This is a genomic window from Bradyrhizobium sp. HKCCYLRH2060, from assembly GCF_051168135.1.
GTDB lineage: Bacteria > Pseudomonadota > Alphaproteobacteria > Rhizobiales > Xanthobacteraceae > Bradyrhizobium.
This window is the reverse complement of sequence record NZ_JBNPUK010000010.1, coordinates 154,060-177,311: the sequence shown is the minus strand read 5'-3', so window position 1 is coordinate 177,311 and position 23,252 is coordinate 154,060. Positions and strand designations below refer to the sequence as shown.

Below are 23,252 nucleotides of genomic sequence, written 5' to 3'. Positions count from 1 at the left end.
CGTGATCGCGCGCTTTTGCCGCATGATTCCTGCGCGGCTGCCTTCAAAATGAACGAGACCGCTCCGACATAGGGCCGGCCGCGGGCTGGGGCCAGTTTGTTGCCGGAGTTTTCACGATGCCTCGTTTCACCACAGTCTGTTTGGCCGCAGGCCTCGCCGCGGCCACCCTGCTGGCCGCCGCGCCGGCGCAGGCCGGCTACTACATCATCCGCTGGGACAATACCGGCATCTGCCAGGTCTGGAGCGAGGCCTTCGCATTCAAGCCGGTCGCATGGCCGTCGAGCTATCAGGTCATCAGTCCGCCTGTGCCGACGTTCAACGACGCCGTGACCCGGCAGATCAGGCTGCGTCAGCAGGGCCGCTGCACGCTCTGAGCCCGCGCCCGCCTGATGGCATCATGTGACGGCGGCATGTCGTCGTTCACATCCCGGACATCGCTGTGAATGACGGCACGCGCAAGCTTGCGTTGCGCGCGCTTTTGTCGCACCACTTTCGCCTTGGTCCGGCCGCACGGCCGGTGGCCCGCGCGGGCGGGCGATTGTCGTTGTTTCGTTTGAGGAGATTGATGATGCGTCGCCTGACCACGCTCGCCGCCGCCGCGGCCATTGCTGCCGCCTCCATCGTGCCCACCGCCTTCGCCGCGCCTGCGCCCAAGTCCGGCTACTACGTGATCCGCTGGGACAACACCGGCATCTGCCAGATCTGGAACACCGAGCTGCAGTCCAAGCCGGTGGAGTGGCCGTCGACCTACAAGATCGTGTCCAAGCCGGTGCCGACCTTCGTCGAGGCGACCAACATCCAGCTCAAGCTGCGCGACGAGCGCCGCTGCTTCCTGTAAGCGGCGTTCGCACACCGTCGTGCATGAGAGCATGATCCGGAAAAGTGGAAGCCGGTTTTCCCTCGCGACAAACGCCGAAGGCGTTTGCGCGGAGATCATGCTCAAACAAGGAGATGAGATCATGATGCGATTCCGTGGAATCGCATCATGATCTAGCGCCGGTCAGGCTGCGCTGACCGCGCTCGCCGGCATCGGCACGAAGCCTGGCAGATCCCTGATCCGCGCCAGCCACGCCTGCACGTTCGGGAACGGCGTCAGCGACACGCCGCCTTCGGGCGCGTGCGCGGTGTAGCTGAACAGCGCGACGTCGGCGATGGTCGGCGCCGCGCCGGCGAGATATGGCCGCGCAGAGAGCTCGCCTTCCATCACCGTGAACAGGCCGTGGGCGAGCTGGTGCGCCCTCGCCATGTCCAGCGGCGCGCCGAACAGGGTCGCAACCCGCGCCGCCGCCGGGCCGAACGCGAGCGGACCGGCCGCGGCCGACAGCCAGCGCTGCACCTGGGCCTGGCCGAACGGATCGTGCGGCAGCCATTTGGCCGCGCCGTCATAGCGGCCGGCGAGATAGACCAGGATCGCGTTGGAATCGGGGATCACGGCATCGCCGTCGACCAGCACCGGCACCTGGCCGAACGGATTGAGCGCAAGAAAGTCCGGCCGCTTGTGCGCGCCGCCCTTGAGGTCGACCTCGATGAGCTCGCAAGGCAGGCCGAGCAGGCTCAGCATCAGCCGCGCGCGATGCGCGTGGCCGGAGAGGGCGAAATGATACAGACGACGTTGTGACATCAGGTGCTCCCGTGGCTTCCTGTCACATAGACCAGGGGCATCGCGGCAACAATGCAGCCCGCCGGCAACAGGCTGTTGCGGCGACCGCAACAATGCGACAACGACGCCATGGACCGCCTGCCCGATCAGCTCCAGCCCGGCCTGCGCCTCGTCTTCGTCGGCACCGCCGCGAGCGAACGGTCAGCCGCGACCGGACACTACTACGCTCATCCCGGCAACCGCTTCTGGCGCACGCTGCAGGCAATCGGCCTGACGCCGCGGCTGTACCAACCGCAGGAGTTTCCGGCGCTGCTGTCGCTCGGCATCGGCTTCACCGATCTGTGCAAGCAGGGCGCGGGCATGGACCATGTCGCGCTGAAGGCCGGCGTCGACGTCGCCGGCTTTGCCGCGAAGATCCGGCGCCATCGGCCGGCGACGGTCGCCTTCACCAGCAAGAAGGCCGCGAGCCTGTTCTACGGCCGGCCGACCGGCGCGATCGCGCTCGGGCGACAGCCGGAGCAGGATGATTTCCCGGTCGTGTTCGTGCTCGCCTCGCCCTCCGGCGCGGCCTCGGGTGCGTGGACGTTGCAGCCGTGGCGCGAGCTCGCGGCGCATGTCACCGGGATCGCGTCTAACGCAGCGCCTGTCACCGCAGTCGATGAGAATCGGTAGGGTGGGCAAAGCAGCCGCCCGCAGGGCGGTCGCGTGCCCACCGTCGATCAGCACACGCGACAGCAGGATGGTGGGCACAGCGCGTGATAGAGCCCGTCACTCCACCAGCGACGTGGCGCGCCTTTGCCCACCCGACACACCTCTGCGCGGTGCATGACGAGCAGCTTGTAACTCATCCCTGCGCCAGCGACGGTGCGGTTCAGGCATGACCAAGGGCCAAACAAGCATCGTTCGCCCGACGGGCAATCCGCGCATGCGCCCCATGCACCAACTGCCCGTCGTGTTAGTTTGCCGCAGGTCTGCACACTTGCCTCGTCGGGCAAATCAGGACGATGCTTTCGCTCAACCCGCCTCATGCAGAGGGACGTACGCGTCGTCACGATACGTGGAGGTGGGCCGCGGTGGACGTGATCGCTGCGCCGGACGAGCGCCGGCGGTCACGTACGGCGAAGTCGTGATGTCCTGATACCCCGACGCTGGTATCACGTGCGTGCTCATGCGGAAGCGTGGCGCGTGCAATGGCGGCCAACAAGCCGGCGCGCCAGGGAGACCACGTATAAGCCGTCAGACCATGCGCGCAGGGAAGGCCGGGATGTCTCCGCCGAACCTGTGGTTCTGCCGCGTGCTTTTTGTTGCACGCGGACCATGGGAGCGGCGAGCTCCCGGCCTTCCCTGCCCCTCTCGATTTTCGACCGGGGCTCTCACGATGCATCCCTCGCGCACGCGGTGCGGCGAGAACGTGGAATCACGCGCTGCAGATGGACGATGTTGGCAGTCGCTCACCTCAGGAAAAACTGTCATCGCCCGTGCAGTGTTCAGCCCGGGGACATGGCTGACAGGTGTTCGGAGACATGGTTGACACCTCAAAATTGGCTCGATTCGTCAAGCAAAGGGGCGAGCGATGCCGTGGCGAGAGGTGTCTGTCATGGACCAGCGACGAGAGTTTGTGATGCTTGCCAAGCAGGAGGGAGCCAACCGGCGGCAGCTGTGTCGGCGGTTCGGCATCAGCCCCCAGACCGGCTACAAATGGATCGAGCGGTCTGACGCCGGCGATACGACGCTGGCGGACCGGTCGCGGCGGCCGCATCGAAGTCCGGAGCGCACCGCAGCTGCGACTGAGCAGCAGATTGTCGCGTTGCGCGATGCTCACCCGGCCTGGGGCGCGCGCAAGCTCGCGCATCGTCTCGATCGCGATGGGCAAGCTGTCCCGGCGATCTCCACCGTGCATAACATCCTGCGCCGCTACGATCGGGTGACGGAGCCTGGCGGCACGCCCGGGCAGCCCTACACGCGGTTCGAGAAGGATGCGCCCAATCAGCTGTGGCAGATGGACTTCAAGGGACACAGTGCGCTGGAGAACGGTGTGTCTTGTCATCCGCTCACCGCGCTGGACGATCACTCGCGCTTTTCCTTGTGCCTGGCGGCCTGCGACAATGAGCGCGGCTCTACGGTCAAAGGACATTTGGAGACGACGTTCCGCCGCTATGGACTGCCGGATGCGATGTTCGTCGACAACGGTGGCCCCTGGGGCTTTACTCTCGAAGACCCCTGGACCGCGTTGACGGTCTGGCTGCTGAAGCTCGGCGTTCGAACGATCCATAGCCGGCCCTATCATCCCCAGAGCCGCGGCAAGAACGAACGCTTCCACCGCAGCCTGAAGGCCGAGGTCTTTGCCTTCAAGCGTTACAGGGACCTTCCCGATGTCCAGCGGGCACTCGACGAATGGCGAGCCGTCTACAATCTCGACCGCCCCCATGAGGCTCTCGACTTCAATGTGCCGGCAAGCCGCTATCGGCCCAGCCAACGCACCATGCCGGATCGCCTTCCGACGGTGGACTACGACGAGGGGGAGATCGTCCGTTCCGTGTCGAGCACGAAGGCCTATGTCAGTTTCGAGGGACGGCTCTGGAAAGTCCCTCAAGCCTTTCGCGGTGAGCGACTCGCTATTCGTCCACTCAGACAAGACGGAAAATTCGGAGTTTTCTTTGCCGCTCATCAGATCGCAGCGATCGATTTGCGTGACCCCAAAAGTGTCAACCATGTCCCCGAACAGGTGTAAGCTATGTCTCCGGGCTAAACAGCAGGCGAACGATGGCAACTCATCGCGCGGCACTGACCGAACACCACCGCAACTACCTGATCGTGATCGCCAGACCCGACAGATCGACGTTCGCCAGCAGCCCGATCTGCTCGCCCGACAGCTCCAGCACAGCGCCCTTCTGGTTGGTCAGAACGATGCCGCGCACGCCGCGGCCGACGGCAAGGCCCGCACCCGCGGCGCCGTAGACGCCCTCGACGTCGGACGGACGCCAGATGTTGCTGACGCGGCCGCGCAGCACCGTGCGCGAGCCGCCGAACACCAGGCCCCAGTCGAGACCGCCGGTCGACAGCGGATAGGCGCGGCCATGGAAATGCAACACGCCGCTGCCGCCGGAGCCGCCGATGATCCATCCCGCCTTGTAGATGGTCAGCGTGATGAAGCCGCCGTCCGCGCGCGCGGTGGCCGGCAGGACGGCGAAGGCTGCGGCCGTCAGCGCCACCAGCAGACCACGGACGAAGGATGCAATTCTCATGGATGAAGTCTCCAGCGAAGTGAACTTGAGGTAATTCGATGGCCACGTGTGACGATCGCGCCCCATCAAGCGAATCGATCCGGCCGAATTTAGCCCTTTGCGCGGCACCGCGCATGCGCCGCCGCCGGTGTGTTCGAAATGACGCGCTCGCAGTGCAGAAAGCAGCGCAGGAACTTGGCGGTGCGAATGTCAGCCGCCCGGATGGTGTGGAGGGCTGTTGGCGGGATGCGGACCAGCAGACCGGATGTGCCGCGGGCGCTGGCGAAATGGGTCGAGACCCGCGCAGAACCAAGGCGATTTCGGGGTATTTGGCGCGTGCAAGGCCGCCGGGCGCCGGCGTTAAGGCCCCATTAACCTTGTCCGACCACGGTGATTTACGGGCTGGATGTTTAGTTGGTCTCGATGTTTGCGCGTCGTTTCTGTCGGCGCGGGCGTTGATCGGGAGGTGTTATGTCGCAAGAGTTGTCATCCGAAGCCGCAAGTCCGTCACTCGTGCCGCTTGCCATGCCACCGTCGCGCTCCGCGGCGGAAATCCTGCCGCTGTTGATCGGCACGCCCCTGTCAGAGATCGAGCGCGAGCTGATCGTGCAGACCCTGGCGCGCTGCAACGGCAACCGTACCCACGCCGCAAGGCTGCTCGGCATGCCCGTGCGCACCTTGCGCAACAAGATCCGCAGCTACACGGCCGACGGCATCGCGGTGCCGGCCTACTCGGCCTGATCCGACGGCGGCCACGCGATATCCCATCGCATGGAACTCATCAGGATGCGGCGCCGATTGATGTTGATCAATCGGCCTCGCAGCCCTGCTGCAATTGCTGCCGTCGTCGCCGCTCTGTTAGGCTTCGCTGCGAATCAAAGACGTGTAGCGGAGTTGCGGTAGTGGCAAAGAATCCGGCCGGACGCGGCCTGCAGGGCCTGGTGGGTCCACGTGGCCCGCAAGGGCAGCCCGGGCGGCGCGGACCGGATGGTCAGCGCGGCAAGCCGGGTCCCGACGGCAAGGCGGGTCCGCAAGGCAGGCCCGGTCCGCAGGGGCCGCGCGGCGAGGCCGGTCCGCCCGGCAAGCCGGGACCTGCCGGACCGCAAGGTCCGCAGGGCGAGCCGGGGCCGCCGGGCACCTTGCCGACGATCGATCAGCTGATGCCCTGGCTGGAGCAGATCTTCGCCGCCTATGACGACTACAAGCGCGCGCGGGATCGCGAGGCGCATGAGCGCGAGGCCGAACTGGTCGCGGTGCGCGACATCTTCGCCGCCACCACGCATGACGATGCGCTGGACGAGGCCTTCGAGGACGACGATCCGCACGAGATCGACCTCCCGAAGAAGAAGAAAAAGAAGAAGGGCAAGAAAAAGAAGAAGCACGAGAAACACGCCGAGGGCCGCGACGACCACGACGATGAGGGCTTCTGAGCTTCGGCTGCGTCCGGGTGCGGCGGGCCTCAGCGCGGGCCGAACCTGGCCGCCGAGCGCTCCCGCGCCTTGGCCGCCTCGATCTCGCGGTCGCGCGGCGGCGCCTGGGTGTGCAGCGAGGTCAGGAGCCGCCGCGCGGCGTCGGCCACCTCCTCGACCGCCCGGGTGAAGGCGGCCTCGTTCGCCTGCGACGGCGCATTGAAGCCGGACAGCTTGCGCACGAACTGCAGGGCCGAGGCCTGGATTTCAGCCTCGGTCGCCGGCGGCTCGAAATTGAACAGCGTCTTGATGTTGCGGCACATGATGGGTCCCATCAATCCGGTACTGAACCAGGTCGCGGACCGTGCTATCATGCCCCCGACGCAGCCGGAAGAGCTGCGCTTGATCAGGGGGAGTCCATGTTTCGACCGCTTGCCGCCGTTTTTGCCGCCGTCATCGTTTTTTGCGCGCCGGCCCGCGCCGCCGACTATCCCGCCCCGAAGCAGGGCGACTTCGTCGTCAAGGATTTCAAGTTTCACACCGGCGAAACGCTGCCGGAGCTGAAGCTGCACTATACGACGGTCGGCGAGCCGAGCGGACAGCCGGTGCTGGTGCTGCATGGCACCGGCGGCTCCGGCGCAAGCATGCTGGTGCCGACCTTCGCCGGCGAATTGTTCGGCAAGGACCAGCCGCTCGACGCGAGCAAGTACTACATCATCATCCCCGACAGCATCGGCCACGGCAAATCGTCAAAGCCCTCCGACGGGCTGAAGACGAAATTTCCCGCCTATGACTATGCCGACATGGTCGACGCGCAGCACCGCCTGCTAACCGAGGGGCTGGGCATCAAGCACCTGCGGCTCGTGATCGGCAATTCGATGGGCGGCATGCATAGCTGGGTGTGGGCCACGCGCTATCCGGACTTCATGGACGTGGCGGTGCCGATGGCCTCGCAGCCGACCGAGATGGCGGCCCGCAACTGGATGCTGCGCCGGCTGATGCTGGAGACGATCCGCAACGATCCCGACTACAACGGCGGCAACTACACCGCACAGCCGCGCATGATGAAATACGCCGTCACGGCCTACGCCACCGCCTCGGCCGGCGGCACCATCGCCTACCAGCTCGCGGCGCCGACCGCTGCCAAGGCCGACAAGCTGGTCGAGGAGCGGCTCGCCACGCCGATCCCCACCGACGCCAACGACTTCATCTATCAGTGGGACTCCTCGCACGACTACAATCCGTCCGCCGATCTCGACAAGATCAAGGCGACCGTGATGCTGATCAATTCAGCGGACGACGAACGCAACCCGCCGGAGACCGGTGTGACCGTGGACGCGATGAAGCGCGTCGCCAACGGCAAGCTCTTCCTCATCCCGACCTCGGCCGAGACGCGCGGCCACCTGACCACCGGGAATGCGAAGTTCTACGCCGAGCCGCTGCGCGACTTGCTGGCGACGGCGCCGCAGCGCGGCATGTAGATCGACGAAAGGGAGCAGCGCATGCGCAGGATGGTGGTGGCTGCTCTCACGATCGGCTCGCTCGCCTGCGCGACCGTGGCGTCCGCCTTCGACAACGGGCAGTTCGACAATGTCCCGCCCGACATTCGCGCGTGGTTCAAGAGCGTGATCGCGCCCAACGGCGTGCCGTGCTGCGATATCTCCGACGGCCACCGCACGACCTATGACGTGCGCGACGGCACCTATTGGGTACCGATCGAGGGCCGATGGATGGCGGTACCGGAGCGCGCCATCATCCGCGACCGCGGCAACCCGATCGGCGAAGCCGTGGTGTGGTACGCCCATCACCGCGGCGACATCATCATCAGCTGTTTCGTTCCAGCCGATGCCGTGTGAGACGCTGGCGCGCGCGACTGCCACCAATGCGACTCGTTGGCGGTACGAGAAGTAACCTCCCGGGTTCGTGACCAGCTCCGATTGACCCAAGTCAACAGTCGCGGAAATCGGCCGAAATAGTGTACAGAATGTGTCATGCATGCACCTGAAGATTCCTAGTCGAGATGCCCAAGCGATTCCTCCACCGGTCTGCGGCCCGTCTGTGCCGCGCAGCTCTCGCGCTGGCTCTCGTCGTCGGGCCTTGCGCCGCGTCAGGCGATGATGAGCTGAAGCTCACGCCGAGCCAGGCGCAGAACCTCGGCGTGCGCGTGACGCATCCGATCTCCAGCCGGATGGACAGGACGCTGCCTTATCCCGCGCAGATCGTCATTCCCACGCCTCAGCTGTGGGTCGTCAGCGCGCCGGTCGCGGGGATGATCACCAACCTCGCCGTCGCCCGCGGCGATCGCGTGGCCGTCGGACAGCCGCTGCTTACGTTGGAAAGTCCGAGCTTCGTCTCACTGCAGCGCGACTACCTGCATGCGCTGGCCCAGGAGGGCCTCGCGGCTCAGCAGCTGAAGCGCAACGCCGACCTGTTCGAAGGCAAGGCCATCCCGCAACGCGTGCTGGAGTCGAGCCAGGCGGAAGCGCGCCAGGCCAGCATCGTCGTCGCCGAACGCCGGCAGATGCTGCACATCAGCGGTCTGTCCGACGAGGCGATCTCCCGGCTTAGCAGCGATGCGGCGATCAGCGCCACGCTTACCGTCACCGCGCCGCGTGCTGCGTCGGTGGTCGAGATCGCGGTATCGCCGGGCCAGCGCCTGGAGCAGGCCGCGTCCCTGGTGAAGCTCGCGCGGCTGTCGCCGCTCTGGGCCGAGATCGCGATTCCCGCGACCAACATCGGCGCGATCAAGACGGGCGCCAAGGTCGACATCGAAGGCTATGCGACACCGGGCCAGGTCATCCTGGTGTCCGAGACCACGGATGCCGCCACGCAGACCATTCTCGTCCGCGCCGAGATTCCCAACAATGGCGAGCTGCATTCCGGACAGATGGCGGCCGCTCGCATCGGCTTCATCTCGGCAGGCGAAAGCGCATGGGAGATTCCCTATAGCGGCCTCGTCCGTCGCGGCGAGCAGACCTCGGTGTTCGTCGCCACGGAAGGCGGTTTCCGGCTCGTCCCCGTGACGCTGCTCGCGGAGGATCAGGATCACGTCGTCATCGCCGGCCCCCTCACGGACAAGGACGAGATCGCCATCGGCGGCATCTCGGCGCTGCGCGGCATCCTCTCGCGACTAGGACAGTAGATGCTGCAGCGGCTGGTCGCATTCGCGCTGTCGCAGCGGCTCTTCGTCATCCTGAGCACGCTGCTGGTGATCGGCGCGGGCGCCGTCGTCCTGCCGAGCCTGCCGATCGATGCCTTCCCGGACGTCTCGCCGGTCCAGGTGAAGATCATCATGAAGGCCCCCGGCCTGACGCCGGAGGAGGTGGAGCAGCGTATCACGGTCCCGATCGAGCTGGAGCTGCTCGGATTGCCGAACAAGAAGATCCTGCGCTCGGCGACCAAATATGCGCTGGCCGACATCACCGTCGACTTCGAGGACGGCACCGACATCTACTGGGCCCGCAATCAGGTGTCGGAGCGCCTCTCCAACATTTCGCGCGACTTCCCCGAGGGCGTGAGCGGCGGCCTTGCGCCGATCACCAGTCCGCTGGGCGAGATGTTCATGTTCACGATCGACAGTCCGGATCTGTCGCTGGCCGAGCGCCGGACCTTGCTCGACTGGGTCATCCGCCCGGCCCTGCGCACCGTGCCCGGGGTCGCCGACGTCAACGCGCTCGGCGGCTATGTCCGCGCGTTCGAAATCGTGCCGCGGAACGATGCGCTGGCGGCGCGCGGCATCTCGTCCGAGCTGTTTCGCAAGGCCATCGAGGCCAACAGCCGCAACGACGGTGCCGGGCGGGTCAACCAGGGCGAGGACAGCGCGCTGGTCCGCATCGAGGGCAGCATCCGCGGCATCGACGACATCCGCGCGATCATCGTCGACACCCGCGACGGAATCCCGATCCGGGTCAGCGACGTCGCGCGGGTCAAGATCGGCGCCCTCACCCGCTATGGCGCCGTCACGAAAGACGGCAAGGGCGAGACGGTCGAGGGGCTCGTGCTCGGCTTGCGCGGCGCCAACGCCGGACAATTGGTGCGCGACGTTCGGGCCCGGCTGGATGAGCTGAAGCCGTCGCTGCCGAGCAGCGTCACCATCAACGTGTTCTACGACCGCAGCCGGCTGGTCAACCGCGCCGTCGGCACGGTGGTCCGGGCGCTGGGCGAAGCCACGGTGCTCGTCGTCGTGCTGCTGCTGCTGTTCCTCGGCAATTGGCGCGCCTCGCTGGTGATTGCGCTCAGCCTGCCGCTCGCGATCGTAATGGCGCTGATCGTGATGCGGGCTGTCGGCATGTCCGCCAACCTGATGAGTCTCGGCGGCCTTGCGATCGCAATCGGCATGCTGATCGACGCGCTGGTCGTGGTGGTCGAGAACATCGTCGGCAATCTCGCCAAGCACGATCACGCAAGCACCACGCCGCTGATCCACATCGTCTACCGCTCTGTCTGCGAGGTCCTGCAGCCGGTCGCCTCGGGCGTCCTGATCATCATCATCGTGTTCGTTCCGCTGCTGACCTTGCAGGGGCTGGAGGGCAAGCTCTTCATTCCGGTCGCGCTGGCGATCATCTTCGCCCTGGCCGCGTCGCTGCTGCTGGCGCTGACGGTGCTTCCGGTCGCAACATCCTTCGTGCTCACATCCGCGTCGCATGACGATCCATTTCTCATCCGCGCAGCGCAGCGCGTCTATGCACCCGCGCTCGACTGGGCGCTCGGGAACGAGCGCAAGGTGATCATAGCGGCGCTGGTCGGCCTCGTTGCCGCAGGATATGGCTACACCCAGCTGGGCAAGACCTTCATGCCGACGATGGACGAAGGCGACGTCATCGTCAGCGTGGAGACGCTGCCGTCCGTCAATCTCGACGAGTCCCTCGCCATCAATGCCCGGCTGCAGGCGGCCCTGATGAAGGTGCCCGACGTCGCCGGCATCATCGCGCGCACCGGCTCCGACGAGCTCGGGCTCGATCCGATGGGCCCCAATCAGACCGACACGTTCCTGGTGCTCAAGCCGGCGGACCAGAGGCAGACCAGCGATCGGGATGCCCTGCTCGAGAAGCTTCGCGAGGTCCTGACCGGCTTTCCCGGCGTCTCGCTCAGCTTCACGCAGCCGATCGACATGCGCGTGCAGGAGATGATCAGCGGCGTGCGCGGCGACGTCGCGGTGAAGATCTTCGGCCCGGACATCACCAAGCTCAACGAGATCGCAGCCAAGCTGTCGGCGATCATGTCCGACATCGACGGCGCCCAGGACGTCTACACGACGCTCAACGAAGGCGCGCAGTACTACACGATCGCCGTCAACCGCATGGAGGCGGGCCGCCTCGGGCTCACGGTGGACTCGATCTCGGCCTCCCTGCGCACGCAGATCGAAGGCCGGACGATCGGCACCGCGCTCGAGGAGGGACGCCGGACGCCGATCCTGGTCCGCGGCAGCGAGGCCACGCGGCAGGCTCCCACGATGCTGGCGGCATTGCCGCTGACGCTTGCGTCCGGCCAGCATGTCGCACTCTCTCAGGTCGCACGCATCCAGCGCGTCGACGGCCCGGTGAAGATCGACCGGGAGGACGGCAACCGCATGAGCGTGGTTCGCAGCAATGTCCGCGGCCGCGACATGGTCGGCTTCGTCCAGGCGGCCCAGCAAAGGGTCGCAACCGAGCTGCCGCTGCCGTCCGGCTATCGGCTGACATGGGGCGGGCAGTTCGAGAACCAGCAGCGTGCGGCCGCGCGTCTGTCCGTCGTGGTGCCGGTCGCGATCGGCTTGATCTTCGTGCTGCTCTTCACCACGTTCGGCTCGGTGCGCCAGGCCCTGCTCGTGCTCGTCAACATTCCGTTTGCGCTGATCGGCGGCGTGTTCGCGCTGGTCTTGAGTGGCGAGTACCTGTCCGTCCCGGCCTCGGTCGGCTTCATCGCCCTGCTCGGAATTGCGGTGCTCAACGGTGTCGTGCTGGTGTCTTACTTCAACCAGTTGCGCGCTCACGGGGTCCCCGAGCAGCGCATCGTGGTCGAAGGCGCCAAGCGCAGGCTGCGGCCTGTGCTGATGACGGCGAGCATCACGGCGCTGGGATTGATCCCGCTGCTGTTTGCATCGGGGCCCGGATCGGAGGTCCAGCGTCCGCTCGCGATCGTCGTGATCGGCGGCCTGCTGTCGTCCACGCTGCTGACGCTGATCCTGCTGCCGATCCTGTATCGCCGCTACGGCGCCGCTGCGAAGGAAGCGACATGAGCAGCCAAGCCGTCTGCCTGACCCTGATCGTGCCGGATGCGCTTCACAGCGAGGTGCTCGACCATCTGAGCGAGCAGACCGATCTCGTGACGGGCTTCACCGCCTCGGAAGCGGCCGGACACGGCGCGCGCGTCCGGCTGCGGAGCGCCGCAGAGCGGGTGAAAGGACATGCCGACGAGGTCGTCGTGCGGATCGTGTTGCCGGAAGAGGATCTCGAGCGGCTACTGGAGCGGCTCAGGAGCGCGTTTGCGGGAACGCAGCTCGTCTATTGGGTCGTGCCCGTCACCGCCTTCGGCATCATCCAGTAGGCACGCCCGAGGTCGAAGGCGGTCGATTCAAGGCTTGAAACACCAGCCCTGAATCGCCCCGTTCCGAAGCGGACTGCCCCCTCGCCGCCGCCGTCAGTGCTCGCTCTCAAGGCCGCCGACGTGCTTCTGCGTGTAGAGCTCGAGCCCGATGCGGTTGATGAGGTCGAGCTGGGTCTCGAGGAAATCGATGTGATGCTCCTCGTCCTTCATCAGTTGCTCGAAAAGGTCGCGCGACACGTAGTCCTTGACGCCGTGGCAATAGGTGGCGGCCTCCTGATACAGCGTCCGCGCACCGATCTCGGCGGCGAGATCGCATTCGATGATCTCCTTGACGTTCTGGCCGATGCGCAGCGGATCGAGCACCTGCATGTTGGGGAAGCCGTCGAGGAAGAGAATGCGGTCGGTGAACTTGTCGGCGTGCTCCATCTCCTCGATGGATTCCTTGCGCCAGACCTTCGCCATGTCGAGAAGGCCCCAATTGTTCAACAGGCGATAGTGCAGCCAATATTGGTTGATGGCAGTCAGCTCGCTGCGCAATCCCTTGTTGAGATATTCGATGACCTTGGGGTCGCCCTGCATGGATAAGCTCCGAAAAAGTTAGAGGCCGCAGGCGCTCAATAACAGGTTCGAAGTGCGGAGACGACCCCCGTTCATGTGCATTTTTCGGGCGGAGAACGACGCGACCGAGTGCAATGCCTGTCAGCAGGCAGCAAGCGCGAAACGGCTCTGAAGGTCGTCATCGATCGCCTTCGCCGGCGTCGTCCCATGATGGTGGCCGTGCTGACAGCCGGCCTGGCAGGCGCGGGCACAGGGACCCAGCGCCTCGTCGATGATCGTCTTGATCGTGCGCGCACAGCGGCCGCATTCCGCGCTGCACCCCAGGCAACCGTAGACCTGCTTCGGGTTCCGCGGCAGTTCGTCCGCGGACTTTACCGCGTTGCGGATGTCGTGATCGCTGATGACGTTGCAGGAACAAACAATCATGAGAAACCGGCCAATCGTCCTTGGTCAGGTATCGATAGTCATCCGCAGCTACCCGCGCAAAGGGAAAACGGCGCTTTTGAAGCTATTCCAATTTCCCGATCAATCTAGAATGCCTCCAACTATACGAGCTTGCCGCAGATCAAAGTTGCCGCCGAATATGGGCGGGCGGCGATCAAGCCGCTGCAACTCAGTCGCCCCCACCACCGTCCCCTCCACCACCGTCGCCACTGTCACCTCCGCCGTCGATCGGGTTTCCCATCACGTCCGACGAGGTATTGGAAAACCAACTTGCGACACCGCTCCCCTGACTGGAGCTGGACGCCCCATCGGAATCGACGCTGGTGCTGTCCGCGGACGAGCGGCGGTGGTGGGGCCAGCGGCCGGCGCGAACCAGCAGCGCGTAGCAGGCGGCCGAGGTCAATCCGATGGCCACGACGATCGTCATCACGGGGGTCATGCCTGCTCCTGACCGGCGGCGATTTTTGTGCAATGCAGCATTGAACGTATCCCGGAGATGGGTCGTCCAATGGGACGCGCCCGTTCATTGATCATTCAAGCGGGATGTGTGAACCTGCCGTATCGCCTGATGCGCGATCCGCCGACCTGGAGTGAGAGAGGTTAAGGTCATGAAGAAGACTCTTGCGGCTCTGGCCGCCGTCGCGACGCTGTCGACCGCAGCGCTGGCCCCTGCTCCTGCTGAAGCGCGCAATGGTCGTGTCGCCGCTGGTGTCGCTGCCGGCCTGCTCGGCGGCGCCCTCATCGGTGGCGCCATCGCTGCGGGCAGCAATCCCTATTATTATGGGCCCGGATATTCTTACGGGCCGGGCTACTCCTATTACGGCGGGCCTGCCTACATCGCCGATCCTGGCTACGCCTGCTATTGGCAGCGCCAGCGCTTCTGGGACGGCTACGGCTGGCGGATTCGCCGCGTCCGGGTTTGCGAGTGATCGTTCACCTTCATTAATTCCATGACCTTGCACCGGAATTTCGAGAACGGCGGCTGACACGGCCAGAAAAAACCGTTTTTCCGTCGCATCAGGTCGGACAGAGTTTACGAAGGGTTGACGGATTGTCGTGTTTTCTCGCGACGCTGACGGCCCTGATCGTGCGTGAATCACCAACCCGGCGCTCGCGAGGGCGCCTTCCAGGAGATCTCGGAACATGAAGAAGATCCTGACCGCAGTGCTTGCGGTTGCGACCATCGCCGGTTCGCTGAGCATGACGGCACCGGCCGCCAAGGCCGGCGACGTCGGTGCCGGCGTGGCTGCCGGCCTGATCGGCGGCGCCCTGCTCGGCGGCGCGATCGCGTCCAGCCGTCCGGCCTATGGCGGTCCGGTCTACGTCGAAGCCCCTCCGCCGGGCCCGCCGCCGTGCGTGTGGCGTCGTGAGCGCTATTGGGACGGTTATGGCTGGGTGTCCCGCCCGGTTCGCGTCTGCTACTGATCCCGACGACGCATAGCTCGCAACAAGCCCGGCCCTGCGGCCGGGCTTTTTGCTGCCCGCCTGCTCGGCTGATTTCACTCGATCAGCGCGCGGCGTCGATCGCCTGCAGCACTGATTCGCTCGGCCAGCAGTCGACCTTCAGGCCCGCCTTCTTCTGAAATACGCCGAGTGCGGCACGGGTCTGCATGCCGGCCTTGCCGTCCAGCTTATCGCCGTAGAGACCGAGCCGCATCAGGCCCTTCTGCATCGCCTCGACGTCCTTGCTCCGAAGCTGCTTCGACGCCGACCATGGTGTCGCGAACGGGGCCGGGCTCGTCATGCGATCCGCGAGGTGACCGACGAACAGCACGTAGAGATCGGAGAAATTGTATTCCTTGATGACGAAGTAGTTCGCCGTCGTCAGGAACGCCGGACCATAGATGCCCTCGGGCTGCAGCAGCGACGCCGGCTGCTGCTGCTCGGCAGCACTCAACCGCTGGCCGCTCACCGGCACGAAGCCCGCGCGCAGCCATTCGCCGATCGGCTTCTTCACCTCCGGCACGCCGATCGCGCAGTCCACATTTGCCGGCGGCTTGACCTCGTAGGCCCAGCGCACGCCGCGCTGCCAGCCCTTGTTCGCAAGCTGCAGCGCCGCCGAGCCCAGCGCGTCCGGCACCGAATGCCAGAGATCGACCTTGCCGTCGCCATCGAGATCAACACCGTGCTTGTAGTACTCCGACGGCAGGAACTGTGTGAGCCCGACCGCCCCGCCCCATGACGCCCTGAGATCGCGGCGCGACACCACGCCGTCGCTCAGCATCTTCAGCGCCATGATGAATTCGGTGCGGTACTGGTCCTTGCGGCGACCGACATAGGCCTGGGTCGCCAGCACGCGCAGCGCATCGTAGGGCAGCGCGTAGCGGCCGAAATCGGTCTCGCGGCCCCAGATGGCGAGCACGACAGGTCCCGGAACGCCGAAGCGGCGCTCGATCTCGGCGAGCGCGGGACGATATTGCTGGATCAGCTTCTGGCCATACGCGGCGAGCCGCGCGATCGAGGCTTCCTTGATGTAGTCGGCCGGCACCTGCACGAACTCGGCCTGCGCCGGAGCGCCTGTTGCCGGACGGCCTGGCAGCAGCAGGTCGGGAAGCTTGTAGTCGGGCTCGAGCTCGCGCGTCTCGGCATCGAACGTCGCGCGCGAAACGCCCTGCTCCTTGGCCTCGGGCCAGAGCGAAGCCACGAATTGCGTGAAGTCGCCGTCGGCGGCGCTCGCCTGGCCATCGCCGAGGATGCAGAGCGCCACACCAATCAGGACGAGCCTGCGCAAACCGAAGAGCAACTGCCGAGCCATGCAATAGGGTTAGCATGGCTCGCGGCGGTTGTGAACGTCAGCAGCCCTGCGCCGGAACCCGACTCTTCCGCTCAATGCCCCGCCGCCTGCTTCGCCTCCTCGATCGCGGCATTCGACAATTTGTCGACGACGGCGATTCCGATGGCGGAGAGAATGAAGACCGTGTGAATGATGGTCTGCCACATCACGCCGGTCTCGGTGTAGTTCGACTTGCCTGACGACAGCGCGCCGGCTTCGATGAAGGTGCGCAGCAGATGGATCGACGAGATGCCGATGATCGCCATGGCGAGCTTGATCTTCAGCACGCTGGCATTGACGTGGCTGAGCCATTCCGGCTCGTCCGGATGGCCCTGCAGATTGAGCCGCGACACGAAGGTCTCGTAGCCGCCGACGATCACCATCACGAGCAGGTTCGAGATCATGACCACGTCGATCAGGCCGAGCACCGCGAGCATGATCTGCTGCTCTGAGAAATCGAAGGCGTGGGCGAACAGGTGCCAGAGCTCTTTGAGGAAGAGCACGACATAGACGCCCTGCGCGATGATCAGCCCGACATAGAGCGGCAGCTGCAGCCAGCGCGAGCCGAAGATCAGCATGGGTATGGGGCGCAGCGCTCCGCCCTTGGAGGACAGGGTCGCGTCGGGGGAAGACATGATGGGATTTTCTCGCGGCTGGATGGGATTGCGGAACGACTATCTACGCAATCACGTCGCACATGGAAGCGACAACTGGCCGCAGCCTGGGCGCGACGCTTTGTCCCGGAACGAAGACAGCGTCGCGCCTCGCGATGTCCTGAGATCAGCGCGTCAGCTTCTTGTACTTGACCCGGTGCGGGATCACGCTGTCCTGGCCGAGACGGCGCATCTTGTCCTTCTCGTAGTCCTGGAAATTGCCTTCGAACCATTCGACGTGGCTGTCGCCCTCGAAGGCCAGCATGTGGGTCGCGATACGGTCGAGGAACCAGCGGTCGTGGCTGATGATGACGGCGCAGCCGGCGAAATCCTCCAAGGCCTCTTCGAGGGCGCGCAAGGTGTCGACGTCGAGATCGTTGGTCGGCTCGTCGAGCAGCAGCACGTTGGCGCCCGACTTCAGCATCTTGGCGAGATGCACGCGATTGCGCTCACCGCCCGAGAGTGCCCCGACCTTCTTCTGCTGGTCGGCGCCCTTGAAGTTGAAAGCCGAGCAATAGCCGCGCGAGTTGACTTCCTTCTTGCCGAGCAGGATCAGCTCGTTGCCGCCGGAGATCTCCTCCCATACCGTCTTGTTGCCGTCGAGAGCGTCGCGCGACTGGTCGACATAGCCGAGATGCACGGTCTCACCGATGGTGATGGTGCCGGCATCCGGCTTCTCTTGTCCCGTGATCATGCGGAACAACGTGGTCTTGCCGGCGCCGTTCGGACCGATCACGCCGACGATGCCGCCCGGCGGCAGCTTGAAGGTGAGGTTGTCGATCAGCACGCGATCGCCGAAGCTCTTGGACAGCCCGTCGAAATCGACCACATTCTGTCCGAGCCGCTCGGCGACGGGAATGATGATCTGCGCGGTCTGGGTCTGCTTCTCGCTGGCCTTCTTGAGCAGCTCCTCATAGCGCTGGTAGCGCGCCTTGGACTTCGCCTGGCGGGCCTTCGGCGACGCCGCGATCCACTCCTGCTCACGCGCCAAAGTGCGCTGATGCGCGGCATCCTCGCGGCCCTCCTGCTCCAGCCGCTTCTGCTTCTGCTGCAGCCAGGACGAATAGTTGCCCTCGTAGGGGATGCCCCTGCCGCGATCGAGCTCCAGGATCCAGCTGGTGACGTTGTCGAGGAAGTAGCGATCGTGGGTCACGATCAGGATCGCGCCCGGATAATTGCGCAGGTGACCTTCGAGCCAGGACACCGATTCAGCGTCGAGATGGTTGGTCGGTTCGTCCAGCAGCAGCAGCTCGGGCTGGTCGAGCAGCAGCTTGCACAAGGCGACGCGGCGACGCTCGCCGCCGGACAGCTTGGTGACGTCGGCATCGTCGGGCGGACAGCGCAGCGCATCCATCGCCTGGTCGACCTTGCTGTCGAGATCCCAAAGGCCCTGCGCCTCGATCTCGTCCTGCAGCTTGGTCATCTCGTCGGCGGTCTCTTCCGAGTAGTTCATCGCCAGCTCGTTGTACCGATCGAGGATCGCCTTCTGCTTGCCGACGCCGAGCATGACGTTCTCGCGCACCGTGAGCTTCGGATCGAGCTGCGGCTCCTGCTCGAGATAGCCGACGCGGGCACCCTCGGCCACCCAGGCCTCGCCGGTATAGTCCTTGTCGATGCCGGCCATGATCTTGAGCAGGGTCGATTTGCCCGAGCCGTTGACGCCGAGCACACCGATCTTGGCGTCCGGATAGAACGACAGGTGAATGTTATCGAGCACCTTGCGGGTCGGGTAGGTCTTGGACAGACCCTGCATGAAGTAGACGAACTGGCGCGCCATCGCGTGTCCCTTGAAGCCTGCCGGAATTTTCGGAAAATGGTTGCCGCTGATGTAACCGCGCGGTCCCCAAAGGGCAACCGGCGAGCCGGTCTCGGCCGGAACAAATGCCGGGAGAATCCCGGTCAAACTTCGCGCCGGCCCGGCCTGCCGTCCACGGACGATTACGGGTCCGGCACCTTGTGTGCGGCCGATCACGACAATTGCAACCATCTTTTAATTAATTCGGCGGGACACTCGGTCTCGGCCCGCAAGACCCGCGTGCCCAAGCGGCAAAAGCCGCGACCGACAACAGCGAGAGTCCGTCATGGCAGCCTTCACGTCAGCCTCCCTGCCCGCTTCGGCGGCACACCGCAAAGACCGATCCGGGATCGCGGACGACATCCGCGGCTTCTGGCGCGAATTCGTCGCGCGCGCCTTCAACCCGTACCGGCCAGAATTGCACTACATGCGCGGCCCCGGCCCCGCCTGGCGCGCCAAGTACGGCCATGACGCCGCGTTCCGGCTGAAGTCCCGCCTCGATTGACGTCGCCTGGGTCCGCGTAAGAGCGTGACGATGCCTTGCGCAACCAGCCCGTTGCGCGCAAGCATGGCTCCATTCCTGACGGCATTCACCATTGCCGCCGTCCCCCGATGAATGGACCCTGCCGATGACACGGCTGCGCTGTGCGATCCTCGACGACTATTACGATACAGCCCTCTCATTGGCCGACTGGCCCCGGCTGGCCGACAGGGTGGATGTGACGGCTTTCACACAGCCGTTCGGCAACGAGGAAGCGGCCGCCAGCGCGCTCGCCGATGCCGACATCATCTGCGCGATGCGCGAGCGGACGCCATTGCCCCGCTCCCTGATCGAGCGATTGCCGAAGCTGAAGCTCCTGATCACCTCGGGCATGCGCAACGCCGCCATCGACATGGAGGCCGCCAAGGCACGCAGCGTCGTCGTCTGCGGCACGCAATATGGCCGTGACCCCACCGCACCGCTCACCATGGGCCTGATCCTGGAGCTGACGCGCAGGATCGGCCAGGAGAACGCGCGCATGCACGCCGGGGAGCCCTGGCAGGCGCTGGGCGGCGTGGAGATCGAGGGCAAGACGCTGGGCGTAATCGGGCTGGGCAAGCTCGGCACCAAGGTCGCAGAGCTCGGCAAGGCGTTCGGCATGAACGTGATCGCCTGGAGTCCCAATTTGACGCCCGAACGCTGCGAGGCGGCGGGAGTAGGCTACGCGACCAAGGAGAAGCTGTTCACCGCCGCCGATGTCATCACCGTCCACGTCGTGCTCAGCGATCGCTCACGCGGGCTGGTGGGCGCGGCCGACATCGCGCGCATGAAGCCGACCGCCTATCTCGTCAACACCTCGCGCGCGCCGATCGTCAACGAGGCGGCGCTGCTGCAGGCGCTGCGCGACCAGCGCATCGCCGGTGCCGGGCTCGACGTGTTCTCGGTGGAACCGCTGCCGGTCACCCATCCGCTGCGCGGGCTCGGCAACGTCGTGCTCACACCACATCTCGGCTACGTCACCGAGGAGAGTTTTCGCGCCCATTACGGCCAGATGGTCGATTGCATCGCCACCTGGCTCGCAGGGGCCGAGCCGCCGCGCCGGCTGGCTTAAAAGCAGACGAGAGCGGCCCTCACAGCAAAACACCCTCCGAGGAGGGTGTTTTCAACGTGATCAGCTCGCACGCGCCCGCCTCAGCGGATCGTCACCGGCGGCGGCAGCGGCTGCATGTTGGCGGGCTGGCCAGCCGCCGGCACGGTCGCCTGGGCCTGGACGGGCGCCTGGGCCGGGGCCGTGGCAGCAGCCATGTTCTTGCTGGAACCTGGAGGCGCACCGCCCGGCATCACGACCACACGGGTGCCGACCTTGACCCGGTCGAACAGGTCGGCGACGTCGTCGTTCAGCATGCCGATGCAGCCCGACGACACGAACTTGCCAATCGTCGACGGCTGGTTGGTGCCGTGGATGCGGTACACGGTCGAGCCGAGATACATCGCGCGGGCACCGAGCGGATTGCCGGGACCGCCGGCCATGAAGCGCGGCAGATAGGGCTGCCGCTCGATCATCTCGCTCGGCGGATACCAGTCCGGCCACTCGGTCTTCTTGGTGATCTTCTGCACGCCGGTCCAGGTGAAGCCTTCGCGGCCGACACGGACGCCGTAGCGCATCGCCCGGCCGTTGCCGAGCACCAGATAGAGGTAGGTGTTGGGCGTATCGACGACGATCGTTCCCGGCGGCTCCTTGGTGACGAAGTCGACCTCCTGGCGGCGCAGGTTCGGCGGCAGCGGCGCCGGCGCCGCATCGGGTTGTTCCTCGGGCGGCAGAGCTGCCACCGTCATCGGCCGATCTCCGGCGGCCGGGGCCTGTGCCGCGCCCGCGACGGCCGGAGCGCCACCGACGGCGCCGGGCGGCCGCGGCGCGCCTGCGTCGCCACCGGGCGCGCTGGCGCCACCATAGGCCTGCTGGCTGGAGGCAGGACGATCACCGTAGATTACCGGGGGCGGACCAGCCGGGCGGCCATAGCGCGGATCATCCGGGGACATCACCGGGCCGGTCGGAGCGGCTCCGTAGACCGTCGCACCGGCCGGACGTCCATAACGAGGATCGTCGGGAGAAAGGATGGGACCGGTCGGAGCCGCAGCACCATAAACCGGCGCATTGGCTGGACGACCGTAGCGCGGATCGTCCGGCGAGATCACCGGGCCGGGCGGCGGCAACGCCGCGGAATTGCCAGGCGCATTCTCATCGTCGAGCGCGTCAAAATCCTGCCCCTGCCCGCGCGCATCGGCCGGGTAAGGCGTCGGCGCCGGTGAGTACGCTCCAGGCGCGGTCTGATAGACCTGCTGTGCCTCGGCAAACGAAGTTGCCGTCACGCCCGCTGCCGCGACCGCGCAAACCGTCAGGATTTGTCTGATCATCATCGCCCTTGCAGTATCCCCAAGCCGCCGATTGGGACCTTTGCTGTGCCAGATGGCCGAAGATAGCGGCGCATTCAAGACAATTCCGGCCTGAGCGGCCCGACTTCGGCAATTTGTGATCATGTCTCCGTCGTTGCACGGAAGTCTCACGCCGCTGAAAAAGTGCGGCGGAGCCCCCGCAGGCCCCATGGATGCCGTGATTTGCCGAGCGGGCGGGAACACTTCCGGTATTCTGACCTGAGCCTGATTCGCGATGCACGGCAGAAGCCGGCCTCGTCGCGAACGCGGCATTCCCTGTGATCACCGCGTTCCCTACTGGCTCTAAGGTCTCGGCAGTCACGCTGCCGTGGCGAGAGTTACCGTCAATGCTTCCCGGCTTTCGTTTTCTGGTCGCCGCGATCGTCTGTTCCATCTCTCTCACCATCTTCGGCATGGGCGCTGCGGCCCTGCTGCGCGCGGCCCACGAGCAGTTCGCCAGCAACGCGTCCTGGCGCACCACTCAGGCCTCGGGCTTCACCACGTTCCTGCCGCCGGCCGAACCCCCGCCGGTGCTCGCGGTGCTGCGGGTGGATTCGATTCCGACACCGCCGGTGACGCCGCCGCCGGTCGTGGCCGATGCTCCCCCGGCAGCGTCCGAGCCGCCGAGCGCGCCGTCGACGGCGGCGCCGGCCGCCGAGACGCCCGAGGCGACGCCCGTTGCGGTGGCCACCGATGTGCCTACGCCCTCGCTGCCGGCGGAAACGGTCGACACGTCCCGCACCTCCGCCATCGTCGAGACCGCGTCCGTGACGAACGACCGGATCGAGAGCACCAAACCGGAGCACCCCATTCCGGACACGTCCGCTTCGATCGTCGTTCCGGTCGAAAAAGTCTCCGACAGGCCGAGCATGGACAGTTCGCCCGCGACTGCAGCGCCGCCCCCGCCGCCGGCGTCGACCGAAGCTGCGGCCGCCGTGGTCTCACCGCCGCCGCCGGCTCCTCAGATTCTCGCCAGCGCCGATCCGATGATGACGACCGCAGCCGCCGCCGCGCCCGTTCCGGCGGTGCTCGACCCGATCGCGGCCAAGCTCGCCGCGCTGGCCGAGCAGCCGGCGCACCAGGAGCGGCCCGCGGCCGGCGAGCATCGTGCCTCGGTGAAGGTCGCGAGCGTTCAGTTGCGCCGGAGCATCCTCAAGAAGCGCCAGGCCCGGGAGAAGCAGGTTGCGGCGCGCCGCGCCAAGCAGCGGCGCATCGCCCAGCGCGTCAGGGCGGCGCGGCAGGCAGCGGCCCAACTGCAGCAACAGACCGCGTTCCCCGATCCATTCGGACAGCAGCCATTTGGTCAACCGCAGGCGGCCGTCCAGCAGGCTGCCGGGCCGCGCACGCGGTAGGCGGA

At 65.9% G+C, this 23,252-nt stretch carries 26 protein-coding genes; 16 read left to right on the top strand and 10 right to left on the bottom strand.

Annotated elements, in window-relative coordinates:
• Window positions 1–116: 116 nt before the first annotated feature.
• Both ACQR10_RS20480 and ACQR10_RS20475 read left to right on the top strand, forming a co-directional pair.
• Window positions 117–374, top strand: coding sequence for a hypothetical protein (locus ACQR10_RS20480; RefSeq protein WP_316217614.1), 258 nt, complete (start codon window positions 117–119; stop codon window positions 372–374).
• Window positions 375–568: 194 nt separating this feature from the next.
• On the top strand, window positions 569–838 hold the full coding sequence (locus tag ACQR10_RS20475; RefSeq protein WP_315827115.1) for a hypothetical protein: 270 nt from the start codon (window positions 569–571) through the stop codon (window positions 836–838).
• Between the two features lie 162 nt (window positions 839–1,000).
• Here the strand turns inward: ACQR10_RS20475 and ACQR10_RS20470 are convergent, their stop codons facing one another.
• Entirely contained in the window at window positions 1,001–1,621 is a 621-nt protein-coding gene (locus ACQR10_RS20470) for a glutathione S-transferase family protein (protein ID WP_316217615.1), read from the bottom strand.
• Between the two features lie 108 nt (window positions 1,622–1,729).
• On the opposite strand from ACQR10_RS20470, the gene ACQR10_RS20465 reads away from it, so the two are divergent.
• Window positions 1,730–2,272, top strand: coding sequence for a mismatch-specific DNA-glycosylase (locus ACQR10_RS20465; protein WP_316217616.1), 543 nt, complete (start codon window positions 1,730–1,732; stop codon window positions 2,270–2,272).
• A gap of 901 nt (window positions 2,273–3,173) precedes the next feature.
• Window positions 3,174–4,331: an IS481 family transposase gene (locus tag ACQR10_RS20460; protein ID WP_316216558.1), complete on the top strand. Its 1,158-nt coding sequence runs from the start codon at window positions 3,174–3,176 to the stop codon at window positions 4,329–4,331.
• A gap of 73 nt (window positions 4,332–4,404) precedes the next feature.
• On the opposite strand, the gene ACQR10_RS20455 is transcribed toward ACQR10_RS20460, so the two are convergent.
• On the bottom strand, window positions 4,405–4,845 hold the full coding sequence (locus ACQR10_RS20455; RefSeq protein ID WP_315804362.1) for a hypothetical protein: 441 nt from the start codon (window positions 4,843–4,845) through the stop codon (window positions 4,405–4,407).
• 450 nt (window positions 4,846–5,295) lie between these two features.
• Here ACQR10_RS20455 and ACQR10_RS20450 point away from each other — a divergent pair, with 450 nt between their 5' ends.
• Together ACQR10_RS20450 and ACQR10_RS20445 are read left to right on the top strand one after the other, a co-directional pair.
• Window positions 5,296–5,565: a helix-turn-helix domain-containing protein gene (locus tag ACQR10_RS20450; RefSeq protein ID WP_316217617.1), complete on the top strand. Its 270-nt coding sequence runs from the start codon at window positions 5,296–5,298 to the stop codon at window positions 5,563–5,565.
• Between the two features lie 161 nt (window positions 5,566–5,726).
• On the top strand, window positions 5,727–6,254 hold the full coding sequence (locus ACQR10_RS20445; RefSeq protein WP_316177830.1) for a collagen-like protein: 528 nt from the start codon (window positions 5,727–5,729) through the stop codon (window positions 6,252–6,254).
• A 29-nt stretch (window positions 6,255–6,283) separates the two neighbouring features.
• On the opposite strand, the gene ACQR10_RS20440 is transcribed toward ACQR10_RS20445, so the two are convergent.
• Window positions 6,284–6,556 carry a DUF2277 domain-containing protein gene (locus ACQR10_RS20440; protein WP_316177828.1) on the bottom strand — a complete coding sequence of 91 codons (273 nt, stop codon included), beginning with the start codon at window positions 6,554–6,556 and terminating at the stop codon, window positions 6,284–6,286.
• Window positions 6,557–6,652: 96 nt separating this feature from the next.
• Here ACQR10_RS20440 and ACQR10_RS20435 point away from each other — a divergent pair, with 96 nt between their 5' ends.
• The 5 genes from ACQR10_RS20435 (at window position 6,653) to ACQR10_RS20415 (ending at window position 12,758) form a co-directional block, all read left to right on the top strand.
• Window positions 6,653–7,714, top strand: coding sequence for an alpha/beta fold hydrolase (locus ACQR10_RS20435; RefSeq protein WP_316217618.1), 1,062 nt, complete (start codon window positions 6,653–6,655; stop codon window positions 7,712–7,714).
• Between the two features lie 21 nt (window positions 7,715–7,735).
• Window positions 7,736–8,089, top strand: coding sequence for a hypothetical protein (locus ACQR10_RS20430; RefSeq protein WP_316217620.1), 354 nt, complete (start codon window positions 7,736–7,738; stop codon window positions 8,087–8,089).
• 164 nt (window positions 8,090–8,253) lie between these two features.
• Window positions 8,254–9,375, top strand: a complete 1,122-nt coding sequence (locus ACQR10_RS20425) for an efflux RND transporter periplasmic adaptor subunit (protein WP_315804357.1) — start codon at window positions 8,254–8,256, stop codon at window positions 9,373–9,375.
• The gene (locus tag ACQR10_RS20420) at window positions 9,376–12,450 is read left to right on the top strand and encodes an efflux RND transporter permease subunit (protein WP_316217621.1); all 3,075 of its coding nucleotides are present in this window, start codon (window positions 9,376–9,378) and stop codon (window positions 12,448–12,450) included.
• The gene (locus ACQR10_RS20415; RefSeq protein ID WP_315804523.1) at window positions 12,447–12,758 is read left to right on the top strand and encodes a DUF3240 family protein; all 312 of its coding nucleotides are present in this window, start codon (window positions 12,447–12,449) and stop codon (window positions 12,756–12,758) included. The genes ACQR10_RS20420 and ACQR10_RS20415 overlap by 4 nt, the downstream gene beginning before the upstream one ends.
• 93 nt (window positions 12,759–12,851) lie before the next feature.
• Here ACQR10_RS20415 and bfr read toward each other — a convergent pair whose 3' ends face one another.
• The 3 genes from bfr to ACQR10_RS20400 all read right to left on the bottom strand — a co-directional run bounded on the left by bfr (window position 12,852) and on the right by ACQR10_RS20400 (window position 14,199).
• Window positions 12,852–13,337, bottom strand: coding sequence for a bacterioferritin (gene bfr / locus ACQR10_RS20410; protein WP_315717837.1), 486 nt, complete (start codon window positions 13,335–13,337; stop codon window positions 12,852–12,854).
• Between the two features lie 120 nt (window positions 13,338–13,457).
• Window positions 13,458–13,742, bottom strand: a complete 285-nt coding sequence (locus ACQR10_RS20405; RefSeq protein ID WP_315804522.1) for a (2Fe-2S)-binding protein — start codon at window positions 13,740–13,742, stop codon at window positions 13,458–13,460.
• 187 nt (window positions 13,743–13,929) lie between these two features.
• Complete coding sequence (locus ACQR10_RS20400; protein WP_316217622.1) at window positions 13,930–14,199, bottom strand: hypothetical protein; 270 nt, start codon at window positions 14,197–14,199, stop codon at window positions 13,930–13,932.
• Between the two features lie 169 nt (window positions 14,200–14,368).
• Between ACQR10_RS20400 and ACQR10_RS20395 the strand changes: the two genes are divergently transcribed.
• Window positions 14,369–14,689, top strand: a complete 321-nt coding sequence (locus tag ACQR10_RS20395; protein WP_315804520.1) for a hypothetical protein — start codon at window positions 14,369–14,371, stop codon at window positions 14,687–14,689.
• 214 nt (window positions 14,690–14,903) lie between these two features.
• Window positions 14,904–15,185 (top strand): hypothetical protein, encoded by a 282-nt coding sequence (locus ACQR10_RS20390; protein WP_315804519.1) that lies wholly within the window; start codon window positions 14,904–14,906, stop codon window positions 15,183–15,185.
• A gap of 82 nt (window positions 15,186–15,267) precedes the next feature.
• On the opposite strand, the gene ACQR10_RS20385 is transcribed toward ACQR10_RS20390, so the two are convergent.
• From ACQR10_RS20385 to ettA, 3 genes are all read right to left on the bottom strand, one after another.
• The gene (locus ACQR10_RS20385; RefSeq protein WP_316217623.1) at window positions 15,268–16,515 is read right to left on the bottom strand and encodes a lytic murein transglycosylase; all 1,248 of its coding nucleotides are present in this window, start codon (window positions 16,513–16,515) and stop codon (window positions 15,268–15,270) included.
• Between the two features lie 71 nt (window positions 16,516–16,586).
• Window positions 16,587–17,168, bottom strand: coding sequence for a TIGR00645 family protein (locus ACQR10_RS20380; RefSeq protein WP_315804517.1), 582 nt, complete (start codon window positions 17,166–17,168; stop codon window positions 16,587–16,589).
• A 145-nt stretch (window positions 17,169–17,313) separates the two neighbouring features.
• On the bottom strand, window positions 17,314–18,963 hold the full coding sequence (gene ettA / locus ACQR10_RS20375) for an energy-dependent translational throttle protein EttA (RefSeq protein WP_315804535.1): 1,650 nt from the start codon (window positions 18,961–18,963) through the stop codon (window positions 17,314–17,316).
• 304 nt (window positions 18,964–19,267) lie between these two features.
• Here ettA and ACQR10_RS20370 point away from each other — a divergent pair, with 304 nt between their 5' ends.
• Both ACQR10_RS20370 and ACQR10_RS20365 read left to right on the top strand, forming a co-directional pair.
• On the top strand, window positions 19,268–19,486 hold the full coding sequence (locus tag ACQR10_RS20370) for a hypothetical protein (protein ID WP_315804516.1): 219 nt from the start codon (window positions 19,268–19,270) through the stop codon (window positions 19,484–19,486).
• A 124-nt stretch (window positions 19,487–19,610) separates the two neighbouring features.
• A complete protein-coding gene (locus tag ACQR10_RS20365) occupies window positions 19,611–20,573 on the top strand; it encodes a D-2-hydroxyacid dehydrogenase family protein (protein WP_316217624.1) in 963 nt (320 codons plus the stop codon).
• 80 nt (window positions 20,574–20,653) lie between these two features.
• On the opposite strand, the gene ACQR10_RS20360 is transcribed toward ACQR10_RS20365, so the two are convergent.
• Window positions 20,654–21,880, bottom strand: coding sequence for a L,D-transpeptidase family protein (locus ACQR10_RS20360; RefSeq protein WP_316217625.1), 1,227 nt, complete (start codon window positions 21,878–21,880; stop codon window positions 20,654–20,656).
• Window positions 21,881–22,173: 293 nt separating this feature from the next.
• Here ACQR10_RS20360 and ACQR10_RS20355 point away from each other — a divergent pair, with 293 nt between their 5' ends.
• On the top strand, window positions 22,174–23,247 hold the full coding sequence (locus tag ACQR10_RS20355; RefSeq protein WP_316217627.1) for a hypothetical protein: 1,074 nt from the start codon (window positions 22,174–22,176) through the stop codon (window positions 23,245–23,247).
• Window positions 23,248–23,252 lie beyond the last annotated feature (5 nt).